Source organism: Vibrio natriegens NBRC 15636 = ATCC 14048 = DSM 759, assembly GCF_035621455.1.
In the GTDB taxonomy this organism is placed as follows: Bacteria; Pseudomonadota; Gammaproteobacteria; order Enterobacterales; family Vibrionaceae; genus Vibrio; species Vibrio natriegens.
The window spans coordinates 1,592,799-1,611,480 of record NZ_CP141822.1 but is presented as its reverse complement, the minus strand read 5'-3'; the positions used below and the strand labels follow the sequence as shown (position 1 = coordinate 1,611,480).

The window sequence follows — 18,682 nt, the reverse complement described above, 5'->3', positions numbered from 1 at the left end:
GAAACAGAATGGTTACATGCCATTCTGTTTTTCTATCTATCGTCCAAAATAGTTTGGACAACGTTTGGTTTGGAGCTAACGTCAATGAAAGAATGGGCTACTTTATTAGCTGGTAGTGCATGTGCGCTTTCTCTGTTCTCAGGTTCAGTGGCAGCGGACGATAATGAATTGGTATTTATGAACTGGGGTCCTTACATCAACAGTAATCTCCTGGAACAATTTACCAAAGAAACTGGTATCAAAGTGATCTACTCAACTTACGAGTCGAACGAAACTTTGTATGCAAAGCTAAAAACTCATAACGAAGGTTATGACTTAGTGGTACCTTCTACTTACTTCGTAGCGAAAATGCGCGATGAAGGTATGCTACAAAAGATCGATAAATCTAAGTTGAAAAACTTCGGCAACCTTGACCAGAACTACCTGGACAAGCCATTCGATCCTAAGAATGACTACTCTATTCCTCACGTTGTTGCAATTACTGGTCTAGCTGTCAATACCGACATGTACGATCCAAACGACTTCCAAAGCTGGGCTGACCTATGGAAGCCAGAGCTTGAAGGTCAAGTGATGCTAATGGACGACACGCGTGAAGTATTCCACATTGCACTGCGTAAACTAGGTTATTCAGGTAACTCAACGGATCCAAAACAGATCGACGAAGCGTATGCAGAGCTACAAAAGCTGATGCCTAACGTGCTTCTATTTAACTCTGACAACCCAGGTGCACCATACATGTCTGGTGAAGTTGGTGTTGGCATGCTTTGGAACGGCAGCGCAGCAGCAGCTCAAAACGAAGGTCTAAACCTTAAACTGGTATTCCCGAAAGAAGGCGGTATTGGTTGGGTTGACAACTTCGCTATCTCTTCTGGTGCGAAAAACGTAGAAGCGGCGCACAAGATGATCGACTTCCTATTGCGTCCTGAAATCGCAGAGCAGATTTCTCGTGACACTGGTTACCTGACCGCAGTGAAAGCGTCGAACGAGAAGTTTAAAGACGTTGCTCCTCTGTTCCCTTCACAAGAAGACCTTGACCGTGTTGAATGGCAAGACTCTGTAGGCGATCTGACAGTGAAATACGAAGGTTACTTCCTCAAGCTAAAAGCTGGCCAGTAATCGAATTTGCCGCAGGCAAATTGACCAAAATGAAAATAGGCAGCAATGGCTGCCTATTTTTGTAATTGACTGATATAATTATACCTTGCTACGTCTATTTGGTTCGACTCGTTTCATCTCAATGGAGTGAGAGGCATCGAATTTCATAGACAGAATTGTACTTAATGCAATTTGGTTCAACTTAATCATTACCGCTAGTATTGATTTGTCCAATCGCTAAACAAAACGGAAAACAAATGAAAAGTAAATTCTACGCAAGCGCTCTATGTGCAGCGACTCTGTTCGCTACTCCAGCAATAGCGGCTGATCAAGAACTCTACTTCTACAACTGGTCTGAATACATTCCAAACGAAGTTCTTGAAGACTTTACAAAAGAAACAGGAATCAAGGTGCTTTACTCGACTTACGAGTCTAACGAAAGCATGTACGCGAAGTTAAAAACACAAGGTTCTGGTTACGACTTGGTAGTACCGTCTACCTATTTCGTATCTAAAATGCGCAAAGAAGGCATGCTTCAAGAGATTGACAAAGAGAAGTTATCCCATTTTGCCGACATCGATCCTAACTTCTTAAACAAACCTTTTGATCCAAATAACAACTACTCTATCCCTTATATCTGGGGTGCGACAGGCATTGGTATCAATGCGGATATGCTGGATAAATCATCCGTCACAAAATGGGACGACTTCTGGGATAGCAAGTGGGAAGGTCAATTAATGCTGATGGACGATTCTCGCGAAGTTTTCCATATCGCATTGACAAAACTTGGTTACTCACCAAATACGACAAACCCTGATGAAATCAAAGCTGCTTACGAAGAGCTGCAAAAGTTGATGCCAAATGTGTTGGTGTTTAACTCTGATTTCCCAGCGAACCCATACCTAGCGGGTGAAGTTTCTCTTGGCATGCTGTGGAATGGCTCTGCTTACATGGCTCGTGAGGAAGGCGCGAACATTGATATCATCTGGCCAGAAAAAGGCACAATCTTCTGGATGGACAGTCTTGCGATTCCTGCGGGTGCTAAAAACGTGGAAGCCGCACATAAGATGATCGACTTCCTGCTTCGTCCAGAGAATGCGGCTAAGATTGCACTGGAGATTGGTTACCCTACTCCAGTTAAGACGGCGTTTGATCTACTTCCAAAAGAATTTGTTAACGACCAAAGCATCTTCCCTCCGCAAGAAGTGATGGACAGCGGTACTTGGCAAGATGAAGTTGGTGAAGCGAGTGTGATGTACGATGAGTACTTCCAAAAGCTAAAAGTAAACAACTAATACCAGTCAAAGTATAAAGAAAAAAGCGGCCAACTAAATTGGCCGCTTTTATTGTTTTTGAAGGCTTTATTTGTCTTCCAAAGATAAAATTTCATTCACCAACTTTGGTACTTCGATACTTGCCTTGCCGTAGCGTTTCTCTTCGAACTCACTTTCTATTGCACTTGGCTCCAGATTAATCTCGATGGTATGTGCTCCGTGCATTTTTGCATCGTGGACAAACCCAGCCGCAGGATACACCACACCAGATGTACCAATAGAAATAAACAAGTCCGCTTGTTCTAGCGCTTCGTAAATATCACCCATGCGCAGAGGCATTTCGCCAAACCAAACAATGTGAGGGCGCATTTGGGACGGAATTTGACAACAGTGGCAAAGCTCACCCGTTTCAATATCCTCAGTGTGTTCTATCACCTGATGCGATTCGCTACAGCGGGCTTTGAGCAGTTCGCCATGCATGTGGATGACATTGTGGCTTCCGCCTCTTTCATGCAAATTATCGATATTTTGCGTAATGACGGTCACTTTGCCATCCAGCTCTGCCTCAAGTCGCCCTAAAGCAAGATGCGCGGCGTTTGGCTGTATCGCCTCGTCCTGTAGCTTTTTACGACGTTGATTATAAAATGCCTGAACAAGGTCGGGATCTCGCTCGAATCCTTCAGGGGTTGCCACGTCTTCAATACGGTGGTTCTCCCAAAGGCCATCTTGAGCTCGAAATGTTTGAATGCCGGACTCTGCTGAGATACCTGCCCCAGTAAGTACTACAATGTTTCTATACGGGAAATTCATAACTGATCCTTGTTGTTCTTTTTCATTAGCTTAACACTGAAACAATATCAGCTGTAGTAATATGGATTAGACAATGGTAGTAATGAACAATAATAAAATGATATTTTGAGAGGAAAAGCAATGAGACACGTATCTCTGGCTCTTGTCTTACTTACGACTCTAGCGGGCTGTCAATTGACCAATGTTGAAGGTGAAATTGATGATGTGAGAGTGAGCGTTGGTACCAATGATCATGACAGACACGATGGTCATGGTAAATTCTGCCCTCCGGGTCAGGCAAAAAAAGGAAATTGCTAGAACGTATTGAAACGCTCGTTACTGAGATGAACAATACTTCTATAAAAAGAGCGGCGTAATGCCGCTCTTTTGCATTTTGTTAATCTTCGTTAGTTGAAGAGATTTTGTGGATAGCTAAGTCGGCACCATTAAATTCATCTTCTTCAGACAATCTAATGCCCGTAACTGCGTTAATTGCGCCATAGACAGCCAACGCACCTAATACAGCAATAGAAATACCTAATACGGTTCCCATAAGCTGAACAACAAGGCTAACACCGCCTAACCCGCCTAACGCTGTTTGTCCAAAGATGCCCGCAGCAATGCCTCCCCATGCGCCACAAATACCGTGAAGAGGCCAAACACCCAACACATCGTCAATCTTGGTTTTGTTTTGTAGATGTGTAAACAGGTAAACAAAGAGCACGCCCGCAATCGCACCTGTCACCAGCGCACCGATTGGGTGCATAAGGTCAGAGCCCGCACACACGGCAACTAATCCAGCCAGAGGGCCGTTATGGATAAAGCCCGGGTCATTTTTGCCCGCGATAAGTGATGCAATAATGCCACCAACCATGGCCATCAATGAGTTCATTGCGACCAGACCGCTGATCCCAGAAATAGCTTGAGCCGACATTACGTTAAAGCCGAACCAGCCCACACAAAGAATCCAGGCACCAAGCGCTAAGAATGGAATGTTTGATGGTGCAAAGTTGGTATGTTTGCCTGCGCGAATGCGCCCTTTACGCATACCTAAGAAAATGACGGCAACGAGAGCAATCCAGCCACCCACTCCGTGGACAACGACGGAGCCTGCGAAGTCATGAAAGCCAAAGCCAAAGCTTGCTTCAAACCAATCTTGGACACCAAAATTACCGTTCCAAATGATGCCTTCAAACAGCGGATAAACGATACCTACCGTGAAAAATGTCGCAATGAGGATAGGATAAAAACGCGCACGTTCGGCAATTCCCCCAGAGACAATCGCTGGTATAGCGGCAGCAAACGTTAGCAAGAAAAAGAATTTAACAAGCTCATATCCATTGCCTTGAGACAGTGTCTGCGCATCGGCAAAGAAAGTACCGCCATACGCGATCCAATAGCCAATAAAGAAGTAGGCTATGGCGGAAACACCAAAATCGGCCAAAATTTTAACCAACGCATTTACTTGGTTCTTTTGACGTACGGTCCCTACCTCAAGAAAAGCAAAACCTGAATGCATCAGAAATACCATGATGGCGCCAAGCAATAAAAATAAGGTGTCGGAACTTTGGGTCAGGGTTTGTACAGCTCCGTATACCTGACTTACAGTTTGAGTCATTCTCGTTACACTCCATGCAGCAATATAAATAATCGCACCAAGCAGGTGCTTAAAAATTATCAATTCACAAAAATGGTGAATTTATTATGTTTGTACACTGCTTAGGCAAAATGTGTTCCAGACTGTTTAAACTAGCTTGCATTGTTATGCGGTAAAACATTAAGCCTATGAATATTATTGATATATATAAATTTTAGTGAGTTTTAAGTGAAAGGTTTGGTCAATGCATAAACGAAAAAAGCGCACCAAATTAGTACAATTGTACCGATTTGGTGCGCACCATTAAATGGAACAATAATTAATCAATAAGGAATTTAGTTGGAGGTTACGGTTTGTTTACTGGGTTCCGGCTCAGAAAGCTCCTTTCTATCCTCAGATATTAGATTATTTAACCATTTACGTTGTAACACTCGATAGATGGCTAGCCCGGCTTTTACCACTTCTTCCGTCATAGAGATCAGATAAACCAAATACAGAGGCCATAGCCATTGCAAAGCACTAAGGTACACCAATGGAATACCGATACACCACATACAGAAAAGGTTAAATAACGCTGCAAACTTGATATCACCACCACTGCGTAATACACCAATGACTGCCACTGTATTAAACACTTTAATACACAGTGCTGATGCGAGAACGGCTAACACATAAATTGCATTTGTTAGGGTTTGTTCGTTCAGCTTACCAAACAGCGGCACAATTTCCTCTCTCAGTAAATAAAGGACAATACCGACCAACACAGCAACGCCAGTGCCCAGCCATAAAAACACTTTTGATTGTGACCATGCCTGATGATATCGGTTTGCGCCCAACTCATGCCCGAGCATGGTCGAACACGCTAAAGCAAAACCAAGAAAAAACGCGTATAGGCAATTTTCGAGTGGGCTCAAGAGGCTCATTATCGCCAAAGCTTCAACGCCCATTTGGCCGTAGATAAAAGCATAAACTAAAGTACCTAAAGCCCAGCCCCCATCATGCAACATCACGGGAATAGCGATGGCAGCAAACAGCCTAATGTTCTTGCGACTAAGCGCATTTTCAACATCGTTCTGTGTTGGCATCAGCCATTGTTTTTTCCTCCAGATGAGCCCCACAATACATACAGTTTGCAGCAATCGCGCGATGGTTGTTCCCCAAGCACTGCCTGCAACACCAAGCTCTGGGAACCCTAAGTTGCCAAAAATTAACAACCAATTTAGTGCAATATTCAGAGCTACTGAGATTAGGCTAATTATGGTGGGTGTTTTACTATCTCCTGTTGCGCGAAGCGCTGCTTCAATTGGCACGACCAAACACGTGAAGAACAATGATACCCCGGTTATCTGCATGTATTCCGCGCTCAACAATACCAACGGGGCGTCTTCACTCGCCAAGTGCAAAAACAGTCTGGGATGGATGCTATAGAGCGCGATAAATGGCAACGATATCAGTGTTGCAGCCATAACGGCTTGTACAACACAACGACGGATCCCTGCTTCGTCTCCACTACCATAATACTGTGCTGCCAATACATTCACGCCACCTGTGATTCCAAGGATCAATACCAGATTAAAATAGAAAATCCGGTTGCTGAGTCCTACCGCAGCCACTTCAGTCTCCCCAAGTTGACCGACCATCATGATATCGACCAGGCCTAATACCGCGTACAGCAAGAGCTGTAACGCAAATGGTAAAGCAATGGAAAAAAGTCTGGGAAAAAAGGTGCTATCGTAAAGTGATTTTGATCTCATATCATTGCCTGCGGCCCTGAGAACGGGCTAATCAAAATAGAGAATCCCACTATAAGAAGTACGCCACTATCAGGAAATAGGATAAACTCGCATCAGGATGGGAAAAACTATCAGGGGAAGGGAAAATCAAGGTATGACAACAACATGGCGAGACTGTTTAGAAGTAGACGACGCTACCGAAGAGCGATTTATAAGCCCTGAGAATGTATTGCCGTTGGCCAAAAATGACGTGCACTTATGTGGCGTTATGAAGGCTAAGCAGCACTATCGTGTCTGCCGTACACGGCCTGGTTTTCATGTTTTTCTTTATACTATTCATGGGCAAGCGCGCTTGTTTACTCCCAATCACACACTTTCCATAGAAGCTAATACGTTAAGTCTGGTACCCGCTGATAGCATATGTGGATATGAACTGGTGGGTGATGAATGGGAATGTGCTTGGCTAAGTGTCGATAATACCAGGCAGTGGCAAGCACTTTCTGGGAGTGCTCCCGAAGTGATGCACTGTGAACAAGCTTTGTCTGTTTATCACTTGATGCATTTGTTGCATCATGAACTCAAAGCCATTCACGTAAATGATGGTAGCGTAGGAAGTTGTGGCCAACTTTTGGTGGATTTGATCCGTAGGTCCTTGCAGCAAAGAGCCGTCGTAGATCCAATAGAAGTAAAACTTAGACAACTGTTTAGTGAGGTTGAAAATCAGCTGCATTATCCTTGGTCTATCGAGGAGCTGGCAGCGCGAGTGCACTATTCGCCACCACACTTTCACAGAATATGTTTGAAATATTTTGAGCAGAGTCCAAAGCAGTATCTACTTGCGCTAAGAATGACCCGAGCTCGTCAACTGCTACAGGGTCAGCACCTTAGTATTAAGCAAGTAGCACATAGCCTTGGTTATTTTGATGTCAGTTATTTTTCCAATCGGTTTAAAAAACATTTTGGCGTGGCACCAGGTGCCGTGCAGCGGAATGCAAATTACAGCGAGTCAGCCTCTGCAATAGGCTCTGAGGCCTGATTGCTAAGGCTGTTGCTCTTGAAGTCAGGGGCAGATAGTTGCTTTATCACCTTGCATGGAGAGCCTACCGCTACTACGTTAGCCGGAATATCTTTGTTTACCACACTACCCGCACCAATCACCGTGTTATCACCTATGGTTACCCCAGCCAACACAATGGCACCAGCACCAATCCAAACTCGGTTACCAATATGAATCGGCTCGCCGCAAGAGATAGGAGCAACCCGGTTTTCAGCCAATATAGGATGGCCAGCGGCACATAACTGGACTCTTGGTCCTATCAGCACATTGTCACCAATATGCACCTCGGCAATATCGGTTACCACTAAGCCATAATTAACAAATCCACCTTGACCGAAATAGATTTTTTCACCTAAATCACAGTGGAATGGTGGCACAATTTCATTGTTATGATAACTGCCCAGCAACTGACCGAATAGTTGATGGCGTTTTTCTTTTTCTCTGGGATGAGTGTGATTAATCTGCCACAGTAGATCCTGTGCTTTATCAACTCTCGCCTGAAATGATGCGTTATATGGTTCTAAAGTACTGAAATCATCCACTGTTGTGTGCATAACAACCTCCCTTGATACGACAAGAACTAGCTCAACTAGCCAACGTTTTTATTATAAGTAGAATCAAACGGACTGACTGTTGGATAAACTCGCATGGCTTTGCAGGAAACTATCATTCTAGCGTTAAAAAGAAGTTTAACGTGAATGTTGGTTGGCAACAGTTTGAGTTAACCGTAGTGATATTTTCATCGTACTGCTGGGAGTGGGATAAGGTTTAGCATGAAATGAAAATCTTCACACTGATTGATAATATTAGCGTCATTCCTACTCTTAATAAGAATGACGCTATGGAGACCTACAAGTTAGGACCTGTAGAAGGTCTGTGCGGCTTGTTATTACGTAATTGATGCATGCCTTGAAGCATCCGCCATAGCCACACGCCTATCGCTACAACGGCGAACACACTGCCAATGTATGGAATAACATACGCGATGTTATCTAACATTGTGCTACGCACCCAATAGTCACTGACCCCTTTTAACACACCATTTGTGGTGGCAACGGTCACGATTAAGACAACAAAGAACGTGAGGTACAGGAAGAAAGTACGAATTAGCCCGTAGTAATGCGAGATAACCACATCACTGTCTTCGCCTTTGTCCAAACGATAACCAGCATAAATAATAGCGACAACGCCTGAGATCAAAAACGTAAACGGGGTAAAACAACTCAGGATGTACGCAATCCAAATCCCGTTATGATGTTTGTTCATTCGCTTTCGCTCCTTTATCTGTTGCTTTAACCTCGTCTGATTCTCCCATTGCCTCTTGAGATTTGACTTCTTCGTACCAGAGATCGTGGTGCTCTTTCGCCCATGTTTCGTCAACCTCACCCGTTACCATTCCTTCCAGTGCTCCTTCCATACCGAACAAGCCGATATAGATGTGGAAAACAAAGCCACAGATAAGAATGAGTGCTGAGACTGCGTGAATCAGGTTAGACAACTCCATATCACGGCGGGTTTGATCAAAGATAGGGAAATCCAAAACCAGACCACTTGCTGCAGCGATTGCACCGACAAAAATGAGTAACCAGTAAACCGCTTTCTCACCACCGTTTGAGAAACCTGCCGATGGATGAGTGCCTTTGTGTTTACCAACCATCCCGCCCATTTTCATGAACCAACGTACGTCTGTCATGTTCGGGATCGATTTACGCCACCATTTCAGCAGAATTAACATCAGCAAGATAAAGAACAGCGGCCCCATGTAGTTGTGGTATTGCTTCGCCAACATAACGATGAAACCCCAGAACTCACTAGGCACGTATGGCTTCAGGAAGTGTTTGCCGTAAACAAGCATCAACCCACTGAACGCCAGGGTTAAAAAGGTAAACGCCATGCTCCAGTGCAGTGCACGATCAAGTCGAGACCAGCGCTTAATCTTTTTGCCTGTGCGAGGCTTACTTAGCATCAGAGGCCCGACAAAGACATAAGCCAATACAACCATCGCGATACTACCGAAAATAGCGATAGCACCGGCTGGAGACATCCACTTTTCTTTCAGGATGTACCAGGTTTCGCCCGGCTTACTGATTAGCACGCCGTGCTCAGGTGATTGAGACGTGGTGTAACCTGACTCACCCTGCCTGATCTGACGCCAATAATCCGCCCCTGCGAGTTGTGTCATCTCCTGCTGCACGACTTTGGAAGATTGCTCTTCTGCGGACGCTGGCATAGCAAAAGTCAGCAGTAATGCTGTCATGGCTGACAGCATTACCAGAGACGCACGTTTTAGAGTGTTTAACATGTGTCTCTCCTTACTTAGCTTTTTGTTGCGTCGTAAGAAAGATCATTTCCGTCTGTCCAACCTGCATTCTTAGCGCCGCGCTCTACAACACGCTGACGGAAAATATCAGATACTTTCTCTGCATCACCGGCCAACAATGCTTTCGTTGAACATAATGACGCACACATCGGCAGTTTCCCTTCTGCAATACGGTTCGCACCATATTTCTGACGCTCTTCAACCGAACCAGGTTCCGTCTCGGGACCGCCAGCACAGAAGGTACATTTGTCCATCTTGCCACGCTCACCAAACGCTTCTTGTTTAGGGAACTGAGGCGCACCAAACGGACATGCAAACAGACAGTAACCACAACCGATACACAGATCTTTGTTGTGAAGTACGATGCCATCTTCTGTGTGCTCAAAGCAGTCTGCAGGACACACCGCCATACAAGGCGCGTCGGTACAGTGCATACAAGCGACAGAAATCGAGTTTTCACCGGCCTCGCCGTCATTAAGTGTTACGACACGGCGGCGCTGAATACCCCACTCGAGCGCATCATCATTTTCGTTCTTACATGCAGTAACACAGCCGTTACACTCGATACAGCGTTTGGTGTCACATAGGAATTTCATTCGTGCCATTGTCGGACTCCTTACGCTTTACGAATGTTACATAGGGTTACTTTGGTTTCCTGCATCAGGGTAACCGGGTCGTAACCGTAGGTGGTTGCTGTGTTGGCAGACTCACCGCTTACATACGGTTGTGTACCTTCAGGGTATTTAGGGCGAAGATCTTCACCTTCAAACTCACCACCAAAGTGGAACGGAATAAATGCCAGCCCCGGTTTCACACGACGAGTCACCATCGCTTTCACCTTGATTCGGCCTTTCTCCGCGCCTTCAACCCAAACATCATCACCATCTTTAAAGCCAAGATCGTTAGCGTCTTTAGGGTTTACTTCTACGAACATTTCTTGCTGAAGCTCCGCCAACCAAGGGTTTGAACGAGTTTCATCACCGCCGCCTTCGTATTCAACCAAGCGACCAGAAGTCAGAACAATCGGGTACTCGCCAGATTTGTCTTGGTCTTGAATCGATTTATATAACGTTGGAACACGGAAAATCGCGTCTTTGTCTTCCCAGGTTGGGTAATCCGTTACAAGGTCACGTCTAGGTGTATAGAGCGGTTCACGGTGCAACGGTACGCGGTCTGGGAATGTCCAAACAATCGCACGCGCTTTTGCGTTACCAAATGGGATACAACCGTGCGCGATAGCAACACGCTGAATACCGCCAGACAGGTCGGTTTTCCAGTTTTTACCTTCTGCTGCGACTTTCTCTTCGGCTGTCAGGTCATCCCACCATCCTAGTTGTTTTAGCAACTTGTCGGTAAATTCCGGATAACCATCTTTGATCTCACTGCCTTTCGAGTAGCTGTCTTCAGCTAGCAGGTTCTTACCTTCAAACTCCACACCAAAGCGTGTACGGAAGTTACCACCACCTTCAGCAACGGTTTTAGAAGTATCGTAAAGGATATGAGTGCCCGGATGTCCCATCTCTGGCGTACCCCAACATGGCCAAGGTAGACCGTAGGTTTCACCATTAATTGGTCCGCCCTCTGCTTCAAGCGTGGTTTTATGGAATGTGTGCCAGTTTTGCTGGTGCGCTTTGAGACGCTCTGGGCTTTGACCTGTGTAACCGATCGTCCACATACCTTTGTTGAATTCACGAGTCAGATCTTCAATCAGAGGCTGGTTGTTTTCTACACGAATGTTTTTGAACAGCAGATCGTCGAAGCCAAGCTTTTTCGACAACAGGTACATGATTTCGTGGTCAGGCTTTGACTCAAACAAAGGCTCGACAACCTGATCGCGCCACTGCAAAGAGCGGTTAGAAGCCGTAACACTGCCGTAAGTTTCGAATTGGGTAGTCGCAGGAAGCAGGTAAACACCATCAGTGCGATCGTTCATTACCGCCGCTACGGTTGGGTATGGGTCAACGATGACCATCATATCCAGTTTCTGCATTGCCTTCTTCATCTCAACACCACGTGTTTGAGAGTTTACAGCGTGTCCCCAGTAGAACATGGCGCGAATGTTTTCTCGCTGACGAATGTTGTCTTTGTCTTCTAACACACCATCGATCCAACGCGATACCGGAATACCAGCACTGTGCATTGGTTTTTGACCGCCATACTCGTTGTCATCAAAACGGGCTTTGATCCACTCGTAGTCGATGTCCCAAACTTTTGACCAGTGACGCCAAGAACCTTCAGAAAGGCCATAATAGCCTGGTAGAGTATCGGCTAGAACACCAAGGTCTGTTGCACCCTGTACGTTATCGTGACCACGGAAAATGTTGGCACCGCCGCCTGATTTACCAATGTTACCAAGCGCAAGCTCAAGTACACAGTAAGCACGAGTGTTGTTGTTACCTGTGGTGTGCTGAGTACCACCCATACACCATACAACACAGCCCGGGCGGTTTTCAGATAGTAGTTTTGCAGTCTGGTAAACGTCTTCTTCGCTTACGCCTGATACGCGCTCAACTTCTGCTGGTGTCCATTTTGCGACTTCAGCACGGATTTCATCCATACCAAATACACGCTGACGGATAAATTCTTTATCTTCCCATTGGTTTTCAAACACGTGCCACAATACACCCCAAATGAAAGCGACGTCTGAACCTGGGCGAAGAGATACATAGTGATCGGATTTTGCAGCAGTACGAGTACGACGAGGATCCGCCACTACAATCTTACAGTTGTTTTTCTCTTTGGCGATCAGAATGTGTTGCATCGCAACTGGGTGTGCTTCTGCAGGGTTAGAGCCAATGAACAGCATAGACTTACAGTTATGCATGTCATTGAAAGAGTTTGTCATTGCACCGTAGCCCCAGGTGTTTGCTACCCCTGCTACCGTGGTTGAGTGACAAATACGCGCTTGGTGGTCAACGTTATTAGTTCCCCAAAGCGATGCCATTTTGCGGAATAGATACGCCTGTTCGTTGCTGTGTTTCGCACTGCCTAAGAAATAAACAGAGTCAGGGCCGGATTCTTTACGGATATCCAATACCTTGGTGCCGATTTCTTCAATTGCTTCGTCCCAAGACAGCTTTTTCCACTTACCGTTTTCAAGCTTCATTGGGTATTTTAGGCGACGTTCACCATGGCCATGTTCGCGCAGCGCAGCCCCTTTCGCACAGTGTCCACCAGCGTTAAATGGGTGATCAAAAGCTGGTTCCTGACCGGTCCAAACTCCATTTTGAACTTCAGCGTAAATACCACAGCCTACCGAACAGTGAGAACAGATGGTGCGTTTCACTTCTGTTTTCGCTTCTGGGTCGACAGTTTTCGCTTCCGCTTTTTTCATCATGCCCGGAGCAAACAGACTTGCACCGACAACAGCGCCACCAGCAGCAAATGAGGTGTTTTTCATAAATGCACGGCGCGAAATGCCAAGTTGGTTGGTTTCTTTGCTCACACTGTCGGAGCGTTTGACAAGTTTCATCTCTTACCTCCTAAAGTGTGTCGTAGTAATCACGAATGTGTTGAGTTTCACGGTACCCTTTCTTCTTCACGTCTTTTTCAGAAGACTCAACGGTTTCCGACGCGTTTGCCACTTTCGTAGTTCCTGCGACGACGGCACCAGCAACGGCAGCGGTTGTGAAGCCTTTCAATAGCTCCCTGCGGCTTGAGTTTATTTCTTTATTATCTTTCATCATTGCTTCCTTACCTTCCGGTAGATCTTTGGAGGATCATGCCTCTCTATCGATATGACTTTGTACTGCTTGATTACTCATAATCAGTGACGTTTTTCACATCAATTTTTAATTTGGCTTTACTGCTCTTGGTGTTCTCGCTAAATCGAACCTGTTCAAGCGTTAGAAACGCGTTGCAAAGCTGAGCGGCTGGTTTATAGAAGTTTGCACTTTCTGCATTTTCTAACTGGCGAGTGAATGCGCTAAACCAAGGGGCGAGATGTTTGTTAAACACGGCTTGTTGCAAGCCCTCTTCTTCGTCAGTCAGCATGGCCATGACTTCACAAAGTGCTGAAATGTGATCTTCGGGTTCTTTCACGTTTTCAGCGCGCTCTATGCCCAGTAAATCTAAATCGTGACGAATATCCGCTAGCGGCTTTTCCATCATTGAGCCTGTGCGGTGCCATGATCCAAATGGAACGACTTCACCACGACCAATTCCGATAAAGAGATCTTGATATTCATCTTCAAGCGTTTCTCGTTCCGCTTTTTCAGCCGCTAGCTGAAGCGCAATCCATGCTTGCTGCATTGCACTTGCCGAAGGTTCCACTTCCAGAGACTTAAGAAACTCAAGCATCTCTTCTGTTGGCGCACTGCGAAAAAGCGCCGATAAAATCAGGTATATTTCTGTTCTCAGTGTTTGTTCTTGCTGTTTTTCCACTGTGAGCTCCTAATACTTGAGTTGTTTCATTGGATCAGAGGCCATCGACTCAAACATATCGACCACGCGGCAGTCTTCACACATGGCGATACGGTTAATTGCGGCTTCATCAGTAAAATGAGAATGTCCACGTAGCTTGTTTTGCAACATGTCGATCATGGATTGAGGTGCGAAAGGTTTGTGGCAACGAAGACACTCAGCCGCTTTCTCTTGGTGAATGACGACTGCTTTCTGACGTTCTTCTTTCACCCAGTTCATGCGAGGCGTTAGCGTAAGTACATTTTCCGGACACGCTTTTTCACATAAGCCACATTGAACACAATCTTGTTCAACAAATTTAAGAGACGGAGACTGACCATCGGTATGCAGTGCGCGAGTCGGACACACAGCGACACAGCTCATGCACAAGGTACAATCTTTACTTTCACAAGAAACCGAGCCATAAGGTGCATTACCCGGTAATTCAACGGTATTATCGACAGGAATACGCGAGGCAGATAACGCATCTAGCGCGGTAAACAGGCGCTGACGTTTATTGCCTTGTAGTTCTCCTACCGCTAAATCGAAGGAATCTGTACACAATGTCGGTGCGCCTTCACGCAGAGATTCCAAATACAAGATATCGATGGTTTCTTTTGCAATGCCAAGTTGATCAAGCAATTCATGTGCTATACCGACTTCACTATTAAGTACGCGCAAAATGGTTGGCGGCATAAAACGTGAAGCAGCAAACAGAACCTGAGTCGCTCCGTTCACAAGCGCAGCAAACCAAGTATCGATACCAACAGATGGCAACTCTTCAACCACAATAGGAATGACGTTATCTGGAAGCGCTTTTAAAGCCATGACGTTGTACGTTTCATGGCGTGAACTACAAATCAGTACGATAGGATCAACGCCACCTGCTTTTTCGTAATTCGCTAACGTACGTTCGATGAACTTTTGCGTATCTTCTGGATTTGGGAGTGCGTAATGAATCGCTTCTGTAGGACATGCGGTTGCACAAGTTCCGACACCTTGACACAGGTATGGGTTAATCTCGATACGATGTCCTGTTTTAGGACTACCTTCACTGGATAGTGCACCCGCCGGACAGGCATCAACACAACGCTCACAACCTTTTACGCCTCGAGAACTGTGCGCGCACAAGTCGGTATCTAAACGGAAAAACTTCGGTTTATCAAACGTCCCCATTAACGTCGGGATTTCTTCCAGTGCTTCTGCGAGTTTCGGATAGCCGCGACCGACTGGATAATAACCCGGAGCTGGTACTTCCTCAGACATACAGCTGTTAAGGCAAAGATCGAGAACGACGTCGAAACAATCTGTATTAATCGCTACTTTAGCGAGATTGTTTGTCGAACCATTGTTTTCAATAATTACTTCAAATGTACCCAGAAAGCCAGATACCTGAACAGAGTTCGCATAATAAAGCGCACTGTGAGTTCCCTTTTCTCCGTCAGTAGACAGCAACGTAAGGCTGTTCATTTGTGATAATTGAGCTGCGGCACTTTCAATGATCGCCGTCGGGCCGACAATTAAAGTGTTACCGCCACTTTCATAGCTCACCGTCGGTGGGATCAGGTTTGTCAACTCGATGGTATTTTCAAAAGCATATAGCCTTGCTTTACCGTTACTGGAAGTCGTTTGTTCTAATAGTTGTTTCAACATTGCTCGTTTCCATTTATCAACATGGATAATCTTCCATCTTTCATTGTAGTTAGCGCGGTAGATTCTGCTGATTAACTTATAATTAAGCTGTTTTGTATGGAGCATCAGAGCCCATAGCAAAATTCAGAAAACCGATAGCGTTACAAGAAGATTGGTAATACCACTCAATTAGCAAGCGTCATGCCAATTTTAATATTCAATATTTTCAATAAGTTAATTGGAATCTAGCTGGTTTTAACTAATAAAAAAGCCGGATGAGACAATATGTCCCACCCGGCCAGTTGAGTGTTTAGTCAAAATGTACCTATTTTGAGTGTGGTATATTTTGTCCTACTTGTTCTGATAGCGATTCTGACTCTAAAGTGTCATTTTTACCTACTACTGTATATTTATCCAGTTCGCCTTCATTTTGAGCAGGTTCGACGATTTCTTGCTCATTTTCATCAGCATCTGAAGCCTCTGCTTGAACCACAGCCAGCTTATTATTTTCAATGGTTGCGTCGTCTTCAGTTTTATCTTTCACCCAGTCTCGCAGTGTTTCTGCTACACCTTCCGAAAGTGACTTCAAATTGCTGTAGTCGTCATCGTAATCGTCTAACCCGTCACGGACATTGAATTCTTCTGATAGAAACAACTTACGTAACGCGGCTTTTTTCACGCTTTCTGATGCTTCTGAAACCAATAGGTTTGCAATCGACATCTCTTCCGGCTTTTGCTCGTCAACGTTGGCAGCCGTTTCACTTACTTCAGCTACCAAGTTCTCTTCAGGTAAAGGCTTACCAGCAATGCCATCAGCAGAAGGATTTGCGTCTGCCTCCGTATTCGTCACGTCACTTTGTTCGGCATCTTCATGAGTGTTTTGAGATTCTTCTAACTTACGTTTTGACCAACGGCTTAAAAAATCATGACTAGTTGCCATTTGCTCTACCCGCTCCTTTGCGCTTCTTACCTTTCAACTCTAGCATTTCTCCATGGCGTCCGATAAAGGCTTCCATCCAGGCTTGCACAGGTAATGGCATGTTGTTTGATAACACTAAATTGTCCCCATCCATATATCGAGCCGCGACGGCTTGAGAGGCGGTGAGAAGCTGTATCGCTGGCTTCTCATTGGAGTCGAGGTTATCCATTACGAGAAAGAGTTTTGGGTTTTGCGAGCTTAGGTTAAATCGGTAATCCGTGCGTTCATCTCGGTGTAATTGGAGAAGACAAACATCAGTGGTGTCTTTATCAGGTGTCAGTACAAACTGTGTTAGTTGCCATTGGGTTGTGACCCAAGCACCTGTAATAATTTCATGTTCAACCAGTTCTACGCCGATAGGCCATGAATCTTCGGTTTTCTCATATATGTTTTCTAAATCTTTGTTAATGTCCGACATAACTCACCCAACTTGCTTCATTTGGTTTGATTGGCGAAAAGGACATTCTGGCCTACGCTCTCAAACCACGTTAGGTATACGTAGCAATAAACGCGCCAAATCAACCACTGTAATACTAGACAAGATACAGATATAAATACCAAATTAGTCGAAACTCAATGGGTTGTATGTGTCATTCCTGCGAACTCTCAGTTTTTGTATTAAGTAGCGTGAATCTCTCGCATTTTTTCCGTCAACCGCTATGTTGGAATGAGATTTGCTATTCAACCTCGTGTTAAAAAGAACAATCCTTGTGAGCAAGTAGCTCCTTCACTGAACAGGACAAGACTGTGGTAAAACCAAATATTATTAAAACCAGTGAAAATCCCCTGCAGACTATCGAAGTCGATGTGTACGATGAATACGGTGAAAAGCTGACGAAACAGATTGCCTGCGAGCGACCTCTTACCGTAATGCTGAACTGGAAAGAAATCGTAACGTTGATGACGATTGGATCCCGTCCAGATGCGCTAGTTTTAGGCTATTTAAAGAATCAAAGCTTCTTATCTGATCCGGAAGCGATAGAGTCTGTCATCATCGATTGGGAAACCCATTCTGCCGCAGTGATAACCAAAGAAAACATTGAGCATTTAGAAGGTGCGTTGAAAAAGAAAACCGTTACCTCGGGTTGTGGCCAAGGCACCATGTACGGCAATGTGATGAAACAATTGGAGAACTATCAGGTTCCGCAAGTGCCGCTTAAGCAGTCAGAAATCTATGCCACGCTTGAAGCGCTGACTCATTACAACGATACATACCGAAAAGCAGGTGCGGTTCATGGATGCGCAATTTGTAAAGGAAACCAAGTGTTGTCGTTTGTGGAAGATGTAGGTCGTCACAATGCCGTGGATACGCTCGCCGGAGAGATGTGGTTAAATCAAGAAACTGGCGATGACAAAATTTTTTATACCACCGGACGTCTTACATCTGAGATGGTGATTAAAGTCGCTCAAATGGGCATCCCTGTTCTTCTTTCTCGTTCTGGTGTAACCCAGATGGGGTTAGATCTCGCCAGACAATACGGTATTACTACGATCGCGCGTGCTAAAGGGTTGCGTTTTCAGGTATTTACTGGCGCGGAAAAAATTGATTTTGATGTAAAAGGTACCCAAACGGAATAATTTGCAAAAGCAAAGTTTGGTGTAAACTTAAATTAATCGCAGCCAATATGGGGTTGGCTATTTTGATGACTCCTATTTTACTGCGATTAGTATCGCTAATACCGTTTATTCACAAAGGATGTGAACTATGGACAATGACCAGCTTTGGAACTTTTTGCTCACGCCAAGTGGCATCATGGTTTCGATGATAATTACATTCGGTGTTGTTGGGATTTATGCTTACCTAA

General features: G+C 45.0%; 18 protein-coding genes. 5 read left to right on the top strand and 13 right to left on the bottom strand.

From position 1 onward, the window contains the following. Positions 1-84 precede the first annotated feature (84 nt). The gene (locus tag VER99_RS07365) at positions 85-1,116 is read left to right on the top strand and encodes an extracellular solute-binding protein (protein WP_020333275.1); all 1,032 of its coding nucleotides are present in this window, start codon (positions 85-87) and stop codon (positions 1,114-1,116) included. A gap of 236 nt (positions 1,117-1,352) precedes the next feature. Then, on the top strand, positions 1,353-2,390 hold the full coding sequence (locus tag VER99_RS07360) for an extracellular solute-binding protein (RefSeq protein WP_014231825.1): 1,038 nt from the start codon (positions 1,353-1,355) through the stop codon (positions 2,388-2,390). Positions 2,391-2,456: 66 nt separating this feature from the next. Here the strand turns inward: VER99_RS07360 and cobB are convergent, their stop codons facing one another. Then, positions 2,457-3,179 (bottom strand): Sir2 family NAD+-dependent deacetylase, encoded by a 723-nt coding sequence (gene cobB, locus VER99_RS07355; protein WP_020333274.1) that lies wholly within the window; start codon positions 3,177-3,179, stop codon positions 2,457-2,459. Between the two features lie 120 nt (positions 3,180-3,299). Here cobB and VER99_RS07350 point away from each other — a divergent pair, with 120 nt between their 5' ends. Further along, positions 3,300-3,476 (top strand): hypothetical protein, encoded by a 177-nt coding sequence (locus VER99_RS07350; RefSeq protein ID WP_014231823.1) that lies wholly within the window; start codon positions 3,300-3,302, stop codon positions 3,474-3,476. 79 nt (positions 3,477-3,555) lie between these two features. On the opposite strand, the gene VER99_RS07345 is transcribed toward VER99_RS07350, so the two are convergent. Together VER99_RS07345 and VER99_RS07340 are read right to left on the bottom strand one after the other, a co-directional pair. After that, positions 3,556-4,776 carry an ammonium transporter gene (locus tag VER99_RS07345; RefSeq protein WP_020333273.1) on the bottom strand — a complete coding sequence of 407 codons (1,221 nt, stop codon included), beginning with the start codon at positions 4,774-4,776 and terminating at the stop codon, positions 3,556-3,558. Between the two features lie 314 nt (positions 4,777-5,090). Then, positions 5,091-6,509, bottom strand: coding sequence for an MATE family efflux transporter (locus tag VER99_RS07340; protein ID WP_020333272.1), 1,419 nt, complete (start codon positions 6,507-6,509; stop codon positions 5,091-5,093). A 133-nt stretch (positions 6,510-6,642) separates the two neighbouring features. Here VER99_RS07340 and VER99_RS07335 point away from each other — a divergent pair, with 133 nt between their 5' ends. Next, positions 6,643-7,524, top strand: a complete 882-nt coding sequence (locus VER99_RS07335; RefSeq protein ID WP_161624421.1) for a helix-turn-helix transcriptional regulator — start codon at positions 6,643-6,645, stop codon at positions 7,522-7,524. Here the strand turns inward: VER99_RS07335 and VER99_RS07330 are convergent. The 10 genes from VER99_RS07330 to VER99_RS07285 all read right to left on the bottom strand — a co-directional run bounded on the left by VER99_RS07330 (position 7,485) and on the right by VER99_RS07285 (position 17,295). Next, on the bottom strand, positions 7,485-8,099 hold the full coding sequence (locus VER99_RS07330; protein ID WP_020333270.1) for a sugar O-acetyltransferase: 615 nt from the start codon (positions 8,097-8,099) through the stop codon (positions 7,485-7,487). The two genes, VER99_RS07335 and VER99_RS07330, sit on opposite strands and share 40 nt — an antisense overlap. Before the next feature lie 295 nt (positions 8,100-8,394). After that, a complete protein-coding gene (locus VER99_RS07325; protein WP_020333269.1) occupies positions 8,395-8,811 on the bottom strand; it encodes a membrane protein in 417 nt (138 codons plus the stop codon). Next, on the bottom strand, positions 8,795-9,847 hold the full coding sequence (locus VER99_RS07320; protein ID WP_014231816.1) for a formate dehydrogenase subunit gamma: 1,053 nt from the start codon (positions 9,845-9,847) through the stop codon (positions 8,795-8,797). The genes VER99_RS07325 and VER99_RS07320 overlap by 17 nt, the downstream gene beginning before the upstream one ends. Before the next feature lie 14 nt (positions 9,848-9,861). After that, complete coding sequence (fdh3B, locus tag VER99_RS07315; RefSeq protein WP_014231815.1) at positions 9,862-10,470, bottom strand: formate dehydrogenase FDH3 subunit beta; 609 nt, start codon at positions 10,468-10,470, stop codon at positions 9,862-9,864. A gap of 11 nt (positions 10,471-10,481) precedes the next feature. Next, positions 10,482-13,337, bottom strand: a complete 2,856-nt coding sequence (locus tag VER99_RS07310; RefSeq protein WP_014231814.1) for a formate dehydrogenase subunit alpha — start codon at positions 13,335-13,337, stop codon at positions 10,482-10,484. Between the two features lie 10 nt (positions 13,338-13,347). Further along, positions 13,348-13,548, bottom strand: coding sequence for a transcriptional initiation protein Tat (locus VER99_RS07305; RefSeq protein ID WP_020333268.1), 201 nt, complete (start codon positions 13,546-13,548; stop codon positions 13,348-13,350). Between the two features lie 73 nt (positions 13,549-13,621). Continuing rightward, the gene (locus tag VER99_RS07300; protein ID WP_014231812.1) at positions 13,622-14,248 is read right to left on the bottom strand and encodes a TorD/DmsD family molecular chaperone; all 627 of its coding nucleotides are present in this window, start codon (positions 14,246-14,248) and stop codon (positions 13,622-13,624) included. 9 nt (positions 14,249-14,257) lie between these two features. Continuing rightward, on the bottom strand, positions 14,258-15,919 hold the full coding sequence (locus tag VER99_RS07295; RefSeq protein WP_014231811.1) for a 4Fe-4S dicluster domain-containing protein: 1,662 nt from the start codon (positions 15,917-15,919) through the stop codon (positions 14,258-14,260). 304 nt (positions 15,920-16,223) lie between these two features. Continuing rightward, on the bottom strand, positions 16,224-16,838 hold the full coding sequence (locus VER99_RS07290; RefSeq protein WP_020333265.1) for a DUF3306 domain-containing protein: 615 nt from the start codon (positions 16,836-16,838) through the stop codon (positions 16,224-16,226). Beyond that, positions 16,828-17,295, bottom strand: coding sequence for a DUF3305 domain-containing protein (locus tag VER99_RS07285; RefSeq protein ID WP_014231809.1), 468 nt, complete (start codon positions 17,293-17,295; stop codon positions 16,828-16,830). The genes VER99_RS07290 and VER99_RS07285 overlap by 11 nt, the downstream gene beginning before the upstream one ends. A gap of 329 nt (positions 17,296-17,624) precedes the next feature. Here VER99_RS07285 and VER99_RS07280 point away from each other — a divergent pair, with 329 nt between their 5' ends. Next, positions 17,625-18,455, top strand: a complete 831-nt coding sequence (locus VER99_RS07280) for a formate dehydrogenase accessory sulfurtransferase FdhD (protein ID WP_020333264.1) — start codon at positions 17,625-17,627, stop codon at positions 18,453-18,455. Positions 18,456-18,682 lie beyond the last annotated feature (227 nt).